Origin of the sequence: Streptomyces pactum (assembly GCF_002005225.1) — a bacterium.
Classification (GTDB): Bacteria; Actinomycetota; Actinomycetes; order Streptomycetales; family Streptomycetaceae; genus Streptomyces; species Streptomyces pactum_A.
On sequence record NZ_CP019724.1, the window covers coordinates 2714751 to 2727449 of the forward strand.

The following is a 12699-nucleotide window of genomic DNA, read 5'->3' on the forward strand; positions in this document are numbered from 1 at the left end:
CCGCGCGTGGTCATGGTCGTGGTCGTGGTCGTCCGCCAGGGTCGCCGGCGGCGGCTCCGCCGCGTCGGGTCGTTCGTCCATAGGCCGTACATCGCCCGTCGCCCCCCTCACAGTCTGAGATCTCCATCCCCGGCGCCGAACGGTGCGCGGCGCATCCCCTGTCGGACGATACACCAGTCTCGTCACTCAGGGACATAGGTTCTCTACGCTCCGTGACGACCAGCGGATATGCGGGTACCCACCGCATCCGGGGAGTTGCGGAGGGTGCCTGAAACGGATTACGCGCCCGTCGTCAGGATCACGTTGCGCAACGGCTCCCGGTTCACGAACCGGCTCAACTGGTCCACCACCAGCCGCTCGGCGCGCGGCAGGAAGGCGGAGGTCGGCCCGCCGGCGTGGGGGCTGACGAGTACGCCCGGAGCCTGCCACAGGGGGTGGCCCGGCGGCAGCGGTTCGGGGTCGGTCACGTCGAGGGCGGCGGTGAGGCGCCCGCTCTCCAGTTCGGCGAGCAACGCCTTCGTGTCGACGACGGGGCCGCGCGCGACGTTGACGAGCAGGGCGCCGTCCTTCATCCGGGTCAGGAAGTCCGCGTCGACCAGGCCGCGGGTGGCCTCGGTGAGCGGCGTGGAGACGACGACGACGTCCGCCTCCGGGAGCAGGGCGGGGAGTTCGGTGAGCGGGTGCACCGGGCCGCGCGCCGTGGTGCGGGCGGAGCGCGCGACGCGCACCACCGGCGCGACCTCGAACGGCACGAGCCGGTCCTCGATCGCGGCGCCGATCGATCCGTACCCGACGACGAGCACCTTCCGATCGGCGAGCGCCGGCCGGAACCCGCCGAGCCACTCACCCCGGTCCTGCGCGCGGACGAAGTCGGGGATGCCGCGCAGCGACGCCAGGATCAGGGCCAGGGTGAGCTCCGCGGTGCTGGCCTCGTGCACGCCGCGCGCGTTGCACAGCCGGACGCCCGCGGCCAGGTGCCTCAGCCCGGGCTCCACGTGGTCGATGCCCGCGGAGAGGGTCTGGACGACCTGGACGGAGCGCATGTCCGGCAGCGGGCGTACGCCGATGCCGCTGGGCTTCATGTAGGGGACCACGTAGAACGCGCAGTCGGCGGGGTCGGCGGGGAACTCCTCCTCACCGTTCCAGAAGCGGTACGCGGGGCCTTCGGGGAGGCCCTCGATCTCGTCCGGCGGGATGGGCAGCCACACGTCAGGAGTCATGGTCAGGAGGCTATGTCAGGGGCGCGGAGGGGCAGAGGTTAGGTTGGGTGGCCTGACGAGGGAGGGTCACGACCAGGTGGAGCGCAGGACGATCGGCGCGACGGCACTCGCGGTGGGGGCCGTCGGACTGGGGTGCATGCCGATGAACTGGGCGTACAGCGCGTCGCGGCAGCGGGGCGAGGAGTCGGTCAGGGCGGTGCACCGCGCCCTCGACCTGGGTGTCTCCCTGCTGGACACCGCGGACATGTACGGCCCGTTCACCAACGAGCTGCTGCTGGGACGGGTGTTGAAGGAGCGGCGGCCGGACGCCTTCGTGTCGACCAAGGTCGGTCTGCTGGTGGGCGATCAGCACATCGTGGCCAACGGCCGCCCCGGCTATGTGAAACGTGCCTGCGACGCCTCCCTGCGCCGGCTGCAGACGGACGTCATCGACCTCTACCAACTGCACCGCGCCGACCCCGAGATACCCGTCGAGGAGACCTGGGGCGCGATGGCCGAGCTGGTCCGCGCCGGGAAGGTGCGGGCCCTGGGGCTCTGCGCGGTCGGCGCGCGGTCGGCCCGGCGGCCGGGGGCCCGGCTGCACGACGCCACGATCCGGCAACTGGAGCGGGTGCAGCAGGTCTTCCCGGTGAGCGCGGTCGAGGCGGAACTGTCGGTGTGGTCGCCCGAGGCGCTGCGGACGCTGCTGCCGTGGTGCGTGACGCGCGGCGTCGGTTTCCTCGCCGCGATGCCGCTCGGCAACGGCTTCCTGACCGGCACGCTGACGCCCGGGCAGGGCTTCGAACCGGAGGACCTGCGCGCCCGGCACCCCCGCTTCACCGCCGAGATGATGGCGGCCAACCAGCCGATCGTGGCCGGCCTGCGCCGGATCGCGGCCCGGCACGGCGACTCGGTCACGCCGGCGCAGGTGGCGCTGGCCTGGGTACTGGCGCAGGGACGGCACGTGGTGCCGGTGCCGGGCACCAAGCGGGAGCGCTGGGTGGCCGAGAACGCGGGGGCGGCGCGGTTGCGGCTGACCGAGCGGGATCTGGCGGAGGTGCGGGGGCTGCCGGCGGCGCAGGGATCGTGGGAGTGAGGCGCGCGCCTCTCCGGGGGCGGGGCCCCGTGCTCCCGGGTTGCCGGGTTCGGAGTCCGTCGATCGGGAACTTGGGAGGCGCGTGCGGTGTATGACAGGGAGAACCCGCCGCGTCGAAGGGACCATGATCGTGCAACGACGAGCCGTGTCGGCCGTGTTGGCCACCGCCGCCCTGCTGCTGACGGCCGGCTGCTCCTCCGACGACGGGGAACCGTCGGGCGCGGACGGCAGCACCCCCCCGGGCCGTACGGCGGCGCAGTCGTCGCCCCCGGGGCCGGCCGCCGAGGAGGCACCGCCCGCGAAGGGCTCCGTGGAGGTGGTCCGGACGGTCACCACGGGGCTGAGGAGTCCCTGGGGTCTGGCCCCGCTGCCGGGCGGTGACCTGCTGGTCTCCTCCCGTGACGAGGCCACGGTCACCCGGGTCGACGAGAAGACGGGCGAGAAGACGGAACTGGGCGAGGTGCCCGGGGTCTCGCCGGCCGGCGAGGGCGGCCTCCTGGGCATCGCGCTCTCCCCCGACTACGCCTCGGACCACATGATCTACGCGTACTTCACCTCGGCCTCGGACAACCGCGTCGTGCGCATGCTGTACGACGAGAAGAAGTCGTCCGGTGAGCAGTTGGGCGCGCCGGACACGGTCTTGCGGGGCATCCCCAAGGGCGTCGTCCACAACGGCGGCCGGATCGCCTTCGGCCCCGACAAGATGCTCTACGCGGGCACGGGTGAGAGCGGTGACACGGGGCTGTCCCAGGACAAGGAGTCCCTCGGCGGGAAGATCCTGCGGATGACGCCGGACGGCGACCCGGCGCCCGGCAACCCCTTCCCCGACTCCGTGGTGTACTCGTACGGCCACCGGAACGTGCAGGGGCTGGCCTGGGACGACAAGCAGCGGCTGTTCGCCTCGGAGTTCGGGCAGAAGACCTGGGACGAGCTGAACGCGATCAAGCCGGGCGACAACTACGGCTGGCCCCAGGCGGAGGGCGAGTCCGGCGGCTCGCGGTTCCACGACCCCCTCGCCCAGTGGAGCACCGACGAGGCCTCCCCCAGCGGCATCGCCCACGCCGTGGGCTCCGTGTGGATGGCGGGCCTGGGCGGCGAGCGGCTGTGGCGCGTCCCGCTGGAGGGCACCAAGACCGCGGCCGACCCCCAGGCGTTCCTGGAGGGCGAGTACGGCCGGCTGCGCACGGTGGTCCCGGCGGGCGGCGACAAGCTCTGGCTCATGACCAGCAACACGGACGGCCGGGGCGACGCGAAGGAGGGCGACGACCGGATCCTGGAGCTGAAGGTGACCTAGCCGGCCGGCGTGCCGGAGGCGGCGTGACCGGGCCCGTCACTCCTCCGCCGCCTCCGCGGGGCGCGGCAGGTGGACGACCACCTTGCCCGAGGTGAGGTCTATCGGGCCGTGGCCGGGGTCGCCGTCGCCGACGTCCTCGCGGGTCAGTTCCAGGCGGTTCTGCTCGTCGCGGGTGTGTTTGCGGCCGGGGGAGAACAGTTCCTCGAATGCGTTGAACACGGAGCCTCCGTCGGTCGGCGTCTTTACAGCGTAAGCCTCACTCCGCGGAACGGGACGTGAGCCGCCCGGCCGGGAACAGCGCCAGCCGGTGGGCCACCGCCGCCGCCTCGCCCCGGCCTGCGACGCCGAGCTTGGCGAGGATGTTGGAGACGTGGACGCTGGCCGTCTTCGGGGAGATGAAGAGTGCCTCCGCTATCTGGCGGTTGGTGCGGCCCTCGGAGACCAGGTGCAGGACGTCGCGCTCCCGGCTGGTGAGGCCGAGGGCCTCGGCCGGGTCGGCGGGGGCCGCGGACCCGGCGGCGCGGCCGCGGGTGAGGCGGGCGCGCTGGGCGAGCAGGCCGACCGCGTCGGCCAGCGGGCGGGCGCCGAGGTGGTCTGCGACGGTGCGGGCCAGGCGGAGCAGCTCCGTGGCGCGGGCGCGCTCGTCCTCGCCGCCGGTCTCCAGGAGGGCGCCGGCCAGCCGGTGCCGGACGCGGGCGAGTTCGTAGGGCCGCTCCAGGCACTCGAAGGCGGTGACCGCCTCCCACCAGATCCCCGGGGTGTCGCGGCCCTCGGCGCGGTGGAGTTCGGCGCGGACCCACTTCTCGTGGGCGAGCCAGACCGGGGCGCCCGTGGTGAGGGACTTGGCGGCCTCGGCGAGGCGATCGAGGGCTTCGGCGCGGCCCTCCTCGGCGACCGGCAGACCGCGGGCGTCGGCCTCGGTCTCGGCGGCGAGCTGCAGCAGGGGCCAGCCGAAGCGCTGGGTGCCGGGCGGGAAGCCGGCGTCCAGGGCCCGGCCGAGTTCGGCGCGGGCGTCGAGGAGGCGGCCCTCGGCGGCGGCGAGACCCAGGGTGAGGGCGGCCAGCGGCAGACGGTACTGGGGCATCGAGTCGTGCGTGCCGTAGGCGGCGCGGGCCGCGGCGAGCTGCCGGGTGGCCTCGGCCGTCTCGCCGCGGGCCAGCGCGACGGTGGCCCGCTTGAGGGCCGCGCCGGCGCGTGGTGCGGCGCTGCGGCCCGGGGCCCCGGACAGCTCCGCGGCCTCGAGCGCCTCCTCCCAGCGCCCCAGGGAGATGAACGACTCGGAGAGATTGCCCCACACATAGGCCTCGGACTCCAGCAGGCCCATCCGCCTCGTGAGGTCGACGCCCTCGCGCAGGATGCCGAGCGCCTCCTCGGAACGGCCGATGCCCTCCAGGACGGAGGGCAGGTTGACGTGGCTGCGGGCCACCACGGCGGCCCGCCCCTGCGCCACCACGAGGTCCCGCACCTGGTACATCTCCGCGAGGCCCGCGTCGATGTGCCCCGCGTCGACCATCAGACCGCCCAGGGTGAGCCGGGCGTTGAGCTCGATGTCGTCGGCGCCGACCATGCGCGCGTACTCGACGGCCCGCTCGGCCGCGGTCACGGCGCCGGGGCCGGGGTTGTGGAGCATCGACCAGTTGGCGGCCATGGCGAGTACCTCGGCGTGCACCTCGGAGGGTGGCAGGCCGCGGACCAGTTCCTGGGCGATGCCGAGCTCCCGCCAGCCGTCGCCGCGGCCCTGTGCCTGGACCAGGAGCGAGCGCTGCGTCCAGAACCAGGCGGCGCGCTGCGGGTCCCGGCCGCCCGCGTTCGCCCCGGCGCCCGCTTCCTGCTCGTCCTCCAGCAGGCGCAGCGCCCTCTTGGTGATCTTCATGGCCCGCTCGCGCTCCCCGCACAGCCGTCCGGCGACGGCGGCCTCGGCCATCAGGTCCAGGTAGCGCAGGGGCTTGGTGGCGGGGTCGCAGCCGCAGGGGGGATAGACCTCGGTGTAGTCGACGGGGCGCAGGGTGGCGCGTACGTCGTCGGGGGCGGAGTCCCACAGCTCCATCGCTCGCTCCAGCAGCCGGAGCTGCTCGGAGTAGGCGTGGCGGCGGCGGGCCTCCACGGACGCGTCCAGCACGGCGGGCAGGGCCCTGGCGGGGTCGTGGGCGTGGTACCAGTAGCTGGCCAGGCGCATCACGCGCTCGGCGGCGGGCACCAGCGTCGGATCGGCGTCGAGGGCTTCGGCGAAGCGGCGGTTGAGGCGGGAACGCTCGCCGGGGAGCAGGTCGTCGCCGACGGCCTCGCGGACCAGGGAGTGCCGGAAGCGGTAGCCGTCGCCGTCGGGCGCGGGGAGCAGGATGTTGGCGTTCACGGCGGCCCGCAGTGCCTCGATGAGGTCGTCCTCGGCGAGCCGGGCGACGGCGGCGAGCAGCCGGTACTCGACGGTGGAGCCGCCCTCGGCGACGATCCGGGCGACCCGCTGGGCGCTCTCGGACATGGCCTCGACGCGGACCAGGAGGAGGTCGCGCAGGGAGTCGGTGAGGCCGGCGCAGCAGCCCTCGGCGGCGGCGACGGCGAGTTCCTCGACGAAGAAGGCGTTGCCGTCGGAGCGTTCGAAGATCTCGTCGACCTGGAGCGGGTCCGGTTCGTACGCGAGGATGCCGGCGATCTGGCGGCCCACCTCGTCCCGGGTGAAGCGGCCGAGTTCGAGACGGCGGACGGTGCGCAGCCGGTCGAGTTCGGCGAGCAGGGGGCGCAGCGGGTGGCGGCGGTGGATGTCGTCGGAGCGGTAGGTGGCCAGGACGACGAGGCGGCCGGTGCGCAGGGTGCGGACGAGGTACGCGATCAGGTGGCGGGTGGAGGCGTCGGCCCAGTGCAGGTCCTCCAGGACCAGGACGACGGTGTGCCGGGCCGCGACGCGTTCCAGCAGGCGGGCGGTGAGTTCGAAGAGGCGGGCCATGCTCTCCTCGTCGTGCCGGCCGCCGCCGGCGCCCGGGGTGCTCTCGCCCAGCTCGGGCAGCAGCCGGGCCAGTTCCTCCTCCTGACCGGCGGCTGCGGCGGCCAGCTCCCCGGGCAGTTGGCGGCGCAGGGCGCGCAGCGCGGTGGAGAAGGACGCGAAGGGCAGTCCGTCGGCGCCGATCTCGACGCAGCCGCCCAGCGCGACGACGGCGTCCTGCCGGCGTGCGGCGGTGGCGAACTCCTCGACGAGGCGGGTCTTGCCGACCCCTGCCTCGCCGCCGAGCAGCAGCGCCTGCGGCTCGGCGGTGTCGGCGCGCGCGAGCGCGTCCTGCAACGTGTCCAGTTCGCCGGCGCGGCCGACGAACACGGGACTGACGGACCTGGTCTCCACGGACCCGAGCATCGCACGCGGGTCCGACAGTGCGACAACGGTTTCGGGGAGGACGGCCGTGCGGCCGTCCTCCCCGAGTCCCCCGTTCACGCGGCCCGGGTGAACCGGTGCCGCCGGTACCGGAAGCTATGGCTCTCGGCCTCGGCGGTGCCCTTGGCCGCCTCGCGGCGGGCGGCGCGCCGGGCACGGACGGCCTCGCGGGCCAGCCGCTCCTCGTCGGCGCGGCGGATCAGTTCGGCGGTGCGGGTCTGCTGGATCTCGTACTCGAACATGGTGTGTCCCTCGGGTCCCTCGTGAGAGCCGGTGCCGGCTCGGTTTCGGCTTCGCTCGCTGCTTGCTCGCGATGCCTCAACCTTCGTCTCCCAGGGGGGGTGCGCCACATCGGGTAAGTTCCGCATCTTCGGCACCGGCGGGGGGGCCTTAGACGTGCGTGAGGGGTCTTAGGGCGGGCGCCGGGGCGCGCCGATTCCCTAAGACCCCTCAGCGGGTCCGGTCAGCCGGTGGACGGCAGCCCGAGCAGGATGTCCGTGTACTTCAGGACGGCGAGGAGCAGTCCGATGACGCCGAGGGCGACACCCGCCCAGGCGACCGACTTGATCCACGGGGCCTGCGACCGGCCGGGCGCGCCGAACGCGGGACGGGCCAGCACCACGACGCCGACGATCAGCGCGACCAGGGCGAACAGGCCGCCCCAGAGCGCGGTGGCGTGCCAGGCGTTGCCGTAGCCCTTCTCGATCAGCATGCCGACGTCGGAGGACGAGGACGTCTCCAACTGGCCGATCAGCGACTCGCGCGCGGAGGCCACGGTGCCGACCCAGCTCCCGGTCAGCGACACGATGCCGAGCCCCGCGGAGACGACGGCGCCCGCGCCCTGGCCGACGCCGGTGGGGCCCTCGTCCGCGGCGGCACCGGTCGCGGCGTCCCCGGCGTCCTCGTCCTCGGCCGCGGCCTCGTCCTTGGCTACGGCGTCGGCGTCGGCGTCGGCCGAGACGTGGTCCGTCCCGGCGTCGTCGCCGGCCGGGGCCTCGGTGCCGGCGGTCTCGCTCCCTGCCTTCTCAGGGGCGACGGCCGCCTGGTCCGTCTTGTCCTCGTCGGTCTTCACGCCGGTCTCGTCCACTGTCTTCGTTCCCATGTCTCGCACCGTACGGACGCTGTCTGAGAGGTCCCTTAATGATCCTTTTGAGCGGCACGCGCGCGTGCCTCACGTGCCGCACGCCATTCGGGCGCGAGCACCGCCCACACCTCCGTGTCCTGGCGGGCGCCCCGGTAGGGGAAGCTCTCGCGCAGCACGCCCTCACGCATCATGCCGAGCCGCCGGGCGGCGTTGACACTCGGGGTGTTCGCCGACGAGGCGTGCCACTCCACGCGGTGCATGCCGCGTTCGTCGAAAGCCCAGTCGATCAGGACCCGGGCACCGCGTGTGACCAGGCCGCGGCCCGTTCCGGCGGGCTCCAGCCAGCAGCCGATCTCGCACAGGCCGGTGGCCGCGTCGAAGACCCGGAAGAGCAGGCCGCCGACGAGCTTGCCGTCCAGCCACAGCCCGTGCAGGAATCCGCTGTCGGCGGCGCGCCGGTCCGCGTACGACTGGAGCAGTTGACGGGCGGAGTCGACGTCGGTGGCCTTCGTCCCGAAGGGGATGTGCCGTGTGATGAACTCCCTGCCACGGTCCAGGTGGGCCAGGAACTCCTCGGCGTGCCAGGTCTCCAGGGGGCGCAGTTCGGCTCCGTCGTCACCCAGTGGTATCGCGTACATCCCGCTGCCGTTCCTCCTCCGCAAGGACGTCCGCCACCTCGGCGTCCGTCGCCGCGGCCAGCCTCTCATGGGCCGCGCGGCACTCGGGCGGCTCGATGCTGATGCGCGGCAGGAGCCTGTCCAGCCGGCGTGGCAGCCACCAGTTGGCGCTGCCGAGCAGATGCATCAGGGCGGGCACCAGGAGGGTCCGCAGGACGAAGGCGTCCAGGGCGACGGCGGCGGCGAGCGCGATGCCGAACATGGCGATGACCCGGTCGCCGCTGAGGACGAAGGCGAGGAACACCGAGATCATGATGACCGCGGCGGAGTTGATCACCCGGCTGGTCTCGGCCAGGCCGACGCGGACGGCACGGCGGTTGTCGCCGGTCTCCAGCCACTCCTCGTACATGCGGCTGACCAGGAACACCTGGTAGTCCATGGAGAGCCCGAAGAGCACCGACACCATGATCACGGGCAGGAAGGGCTCGATCGGACCGGCGCTGCCCAGGCCGAGCAGTTCGCTCCCCCAGCCCCACTGGAAGATCGCCACGACGATGCCGAAGGACGCGGCCACGGCGGCGACGTTCATCGCGGCGGCCTTGACCGGAATGCCGATGGACCGGAAGGCCAGCAGGAGCAGCAGGCAGCCGAGGCCCACGACGACGCCGACGAAGAGCGGCAGCTTGCCGACGATGACGTCGGCGAAGTCGTCGTAGCCGGCCGTCACGCCGCCGACGTGCACGTCGAGCGCAGTGCCGGCCTCGGCCCGCGGCAGCACCTCGGAGCGCAGCCGTTCGACGAGGTCGCTGGTGGACCGGGACTGCGGGGACGACTCGGGTACGACGACGAGGTACGCGGTGTCGCCGCCGGAGTCGTACGTCACCGGGGTCACCGAGGAGACGCCCTCGGTGGTGCGCAGGGAGGCGTCGAGATTGTCCAGGGCGAGCCGGTCCTCGGCCCCGCCGACCTCGGTGACGAGGGTGAGGGGGCCGTTGACGCCGGGGCCGAAGCCCTCGGCGAGGAGGTCGTAGGCCTGCCGGGTGGTGGTGCCCTCGGGGTCGTTGCCCTGGTCGGAGGTGCCCAGGCGCAGTCCGAGGGTGGGCAGCGCGAGGACGGTGACGACGACGAGGGCGAGGGCGCCGAGCAGCTTGGGGTGGCGTTCCACGAACGCCGACCAGCGGGCGGCGAACCCGGTGGGCAGCTCGGGTTCGGGCCCGTGCTCGGCGAGCCTGCGCCGCTCGCGTCGGCTCAGGGCGCGCGGGCCGATGTACGACAGCAGCGCCGGCAGCAGGGTCACGGAGGCCGTGACGGTGAGCACGACGGTCAGCGAGGCGGCGATGGCCACGCCGTTGAGGAAGCTGAGACGGAGGATCAGCATGCCCAGCAGGGCGATGCAAACGGTGGCACCCGCGAAGACGACCGCGCGTCCCGTGGTGGCGACGGCGTTCTCCGCGGCCTTTGCGACGGTGAGTCCCCGCTTCAGTCCGCGCCGGTGTCTGGTGACGATGAACAGCGCGTAGTCGATGCCGACGCCGAGTCCGATGAGGGTGCCCAGCATGGGCGCGAAGTCGGCGACGGTCATGGCGTGGCCGAGCAGGGTGATGCCTGCGTAGGCGGTGCCGACGGAGACCAGCGCGGTGGCGATGGGCAGCACGGCGGCGGCGAGGGAGCCGAAGGCGAGGAAGAGCACGACCGCGGCCACGGCCACCCCGAGGACCTCGGCGAGGTGGCCGCCCGGCGCCTCGGTGAGCGCTACGGCGCCGCCGCCCAGTTCGACCTGGAGCCCGTCCGTCTCGGCCGCCTCGGCGGTGTCGACCACCGCCCGCGCCTCGGCCGCGTCGATGTCCTGCGAGGCGTCCCGGAAGGTGACCGAGGCGTACGCGGTGTGGGCGTCCTCGCTGATCAGCGGCGATTCGGGGTCGTCGTACGGGTTGGTCACCGAGGCCACCTGGGGCAGGTCCGCGATGCGGTCCAGGGTGCGGGTCATGGCCTGTTCGACGTCGGTGGCTCGGACCGTGCCGGCCGTCGTGTGCCAGACGATCGTGTCACCGGCGCCGCCGAGTCCGGGGAAGCCGTCGGCGAGCAACTGGGAGGCACGGCCGGAGTCGGTGCCCGGAACTCCGTAGTCGTTGGAGTACGCGGACCCGGTGACCGCGGCGGCCGTGGCGACCCCGCCGAAGGCGAGGAGCCAGAGCAGGACGGCGACGAGGCGGCGTCGGACACACCAGCGTGCAAGGGCTGCCACGAACGTGCTCCCAGGGGTGTCTGATTGTGGATCTTTGACCGGGAACAGTTGTTCATGGAGCGAACGGCCCGCAAAGAACACATGAGCAATGCGCAGTCACTCTTTCAGCCAAAAGTGATCGTTTGCGCTTTTCGTGGGCTTATTCACATGAGTGGAGCCGGTGCGCGGGACGATCGGATGAACGTGTCGTTCCCTACGGGCGATGCGCAGCCGAACGCCTGAGGGGTCGCACCCGACCGGGTGCGACCCCTCACAACAAGCGATGCCGGGCGGGCTCAGCCCTCGCTGACGCCCAGCTTCTCCAGGATCAGCTCCTTGACGCGGGCCGCGTCCGCCTGGCCCCGGGTCGCCTTCATGACCGCGCCGACCAGGGCGCCGACCGCGGCCACCTTGCCGCCGCGGATCTTGTCCACGACGCCCTGGTTGCCGGCGATGGCCTCGTCGACGGCGGCGGTGAGCGCGCCCTCGTCCGAGACGACCTTCAGACCGCGCTTGTCGACGACCTCGTCCGGCGTGCCCTCACCGGCGAGGACGCCCAGGATGACCTGGCGGGCCAGCTTGTCGTTCAGGTCGCCCTTGGCGACCAGCTCGGCGACCCGGGCGACCTGCACCGGCGTGATCGCCAGCTCGTCGAGCGCCTTGCCCGACTCGTTGGCGCTGCGGGCCAGCTCGCCCATCCACCACTTACGGGCGGACGCCGCGTCGGCGCCGGCGTCGATCGTGGCGACGATCGGGTCCAGCGCACCGGCGTTCAGGATCGACTGCATGTCGTTGCCGGAGATGCCCCACTCCTCGCGGAGCCGGTTGCGGCGCACCAGCGGCAGCTCGGGCAGGGCGGAGCGGATCTCCTCGACCCACTCGCGGGAGGGGGCCACGGGCACCAGGTCGGGCTCCGGGAAGTACCGGTAGTCCTCGGCCTCCTCCTTCACGCGGCCCGAGGTCGTGGACCCCGTGTCCTCGTGGAAGTGGCGGGTCTCCTGGATGATCGTGCCGCCGTCGTTCAGCACGGCCGCGTGCCGCTGGATCTCGAAGCGGGCCGCGCGCTCGACGGACCGCAGCGAGTTGACGTTCTTGGTCTCGCTGCGGGTGCCGAACTTCTCCCGGCCGTGCGGGCGCAGCGACAGGTTCACGTCGCAGCGCATCTGGCCCATCTCCATGCGGGCCTCGGACACGCCGAGCGCGCGGATGAGCTCGCGCAGCTCGCGGACGTAGGCCCGGGCGACCTCGGGGGCCCGCTCGCCCGCTCCCTCGATCGGCTTGGTGACGATCTCGATGAGCGGGATGCCGGCGCGGTTGTAGTCGAGCAGGGAGTGCGAGGCGCCGTGGATACGGCCCGTGGCGCCGCCGACGTGCGTCGACTTGCCGGTGTCCTCCTCCATGTGGGCGCGCTCGATCTGGACGCGGAAGGTCTCGCCGTCCTCCAGTTGCACGTCGAGGTAGCCGTCGAAGGCGATCGGCTCGTCGTACTGGGAGGTCTGGAAGTTCTTCGGCATGTCCGGATAGAAGTAGTTCTTCCGGGCGAAGCGGCACCATTGCGCGATCTCGCAGTTCAGCGCGAGACCGATCCGGATCGCCGACTCGACGCCGGTCGCGTTGACGACCGGGAGCGCGCCGGGCATGCCGAGGCAGACGGGGCAGGTCTGGGTGTTGGGGTCGGCGCCCAGTGCGGTCGAACAGCCGCAGAACATCTTGGTCCGGGTGCCGAGTTCGACATGGACCTCGAGGCCCATGACGGGGTCGTACGACGCCAGCGCGTCCTCGTACGACACCAGGTCGGTCGTGGTGGTCACGGTGAAACTTCCC

Annotated in this window: 10 protein-coding genes; 2 read left to right on the forward strand and 8 right to left on the reverse strand. The window is 72.8% G+C overall.

The genetic code is table 11. The features are described from left to right. Window positions 1–278: 278 nt before the first annotated feature. Entirely contained in the window at window positions 279–1220 is a 942-nt protein-coding gene (locus B1H29_RS11075; RefSeq protein ID WP_079160153.1) for a 2-hydroxyacid dehydrogenase, read from the reverse strand. 76 nt (window positions 1221–1296) lie between these two features. On the opposite strand from B1H29_RS11075, the gene B1H29_RS11080 reads away from it, so the two are divergent. Both B1H29_RS11080 and B1H29_RS11085 read left to right on the forward strand, forming a co-directional pair. Continuing rightward, complete coding sequence (locus tag B1H29_RS11080) at window positions 1297–2295, forward strand: aldo/keto reductase (protein WP_055421820.1); 999 nt, start codon at window positions 1297–1299, stop codon at window positions 2293–2295. Between the two features lie 91 nt (window positions 2296–2386). After that, window positions 2387–3589, forward strand: a complete 1203-nt coding sequence (locus B1H29_RS11085) for a PQQ-dependent sugar dehydrogenase (protein WP_055421821.1) — start codon at window positions 2387–2389, stop codon at window positions 3587–3589. 36 nt (window positions 3590–3625) lie between these two features. Here the strand turns inward: B1H29_RS11085 and B1H29_RS11090 are convergent, their stop codons facing one another. From B1H29_RS11090 to gatB, 7 genes are all read right to left on the reverse strand, one after another. Next, complete coding sequence (locus B1H29_RS11090) at window positions 3626–3808, reverse strand: DUF6191 domain-containing protein (RefSeq protein WP_055421822.1); 183 nt, start codon at window positions 3806–3808, stop codon at window positions 3626–3628. A 37-nt stretch (window positions 3809–3845) separates the two neighbouring features. Next, entirely contained in the window at window positions 3846–6932 is a 3087-nt protein-coding gene (locus tag B1H29_RS11095; RefSeq protein ID WP_055421942.1) for a helix-turn-helix transcriptional regulator, read from the reverse strand. Between the two features lie 74 nt (window positions 6933–7006). After that, window positions 7007–7192, reverse strand: a complete 186-nt coding sequence (locus B1H29_RS11100; protein WP_055421823.1) for a hypothetical protein — start codon at window positions 7190–7192, stop codon at window positions 7007–7009. Window positions 7193–7413: 221 nt separating this feature from the next. Further along, on the reverse strand, window positions 7414–8052 hold the full coding sequence (locus tag B1H29_RS11105) for a hypothetical protein (RefSeq protein WP_055421824.1): 639 nt from the start codon (window positions 8050–8052) through the stop codon (window positions 7414–7416). 35 nt (window positions 8053–8087) lie between these two features. Then, window positions 8088–8672: a GNAT family N-acetyltransferase gene (locus tag B1H29_RS11110; RefSeq protein WP_055421825.1), complete on the reverse strand. Its 585-nt coding sequence runs from the start codon at window positions 8670–8672 to the stop codon at window positions 8088–8090. Next, on the reverse strand, window positions 8650–10896 hold the full coding sequence (locus B1H29_RS11115) for an MMPL family transporter (protein WP_055421826.1): 2247 nt from the start codon (window positions 10894–10896) through the stop codon (window positions 8650–8652). Before B1H29_RS11115 ends, B1H29_RS11110 begins: the two co-directional genes overlap by 23 nt. A 275-nt stretch (window positions 10897–11171) precedes the next feature. Further along, on the reverse strand, window positions 11172–12686 hold the full coding sequence (gene gatB / locus B1H29_RS11120) for an Asp-tRNA(Asn)/Glu-tRNA(Gln) amidotransferase subunit GatB (protein ID WP_055421827.1): 1515 nt from the start codon (window positions 12684–12686) through the stop codon (window positions 11172–11174). Window positions 12687–12699: the final 13 nt, after the last annotated feature.

Bases quoted from the DNA above. Each gene is read 5' to 3' on its own strand.
- B1H29_RS11075 (WP_079160153.1), bottom strand. From the start codon at position 1,220: ATGACTCCTGACGTGTGGCTGCCCATCCCGCCGGACGAGATCGAGGGC.
- B1H29_RS11085 (WP_055421821.1), top strand. From the start codon at position 2,387: ATGACAGGGAGAACCCGCCGCGTCGAAGGGACCATGATCGTGCAACGA.
- B1H29_RS11095 (WP_055421942.1), bottom strand. From the start codon at position 6,932: ATGCTCGGGTCCGTGGAGACCAGGTCCGTCAGTCCCGTGTTCGTCGGC.
- B1H29_RS11100 (WP_055421823.1), bottom strand. From the start codon at position 7,192: ATGTTCGAGTACGAGATCCAGCAGACCCGCACCGCCGAACTGATCCGC.
- B1H29_RS11105 (WP_055421824.1), bottom strand. From the start codon at position 8,052: ATGGGAACGAAGACAGTGGACGAGACCGGCGTGAAGACCGACGAGGAC.
- B1H29_RS11110 (WP_055421825.1), bottom strand. From the start codon at position 8,672: ATGTACGCGATACCACTGGGTGACGACGGAGCCGAACTGCGCCCCCTG.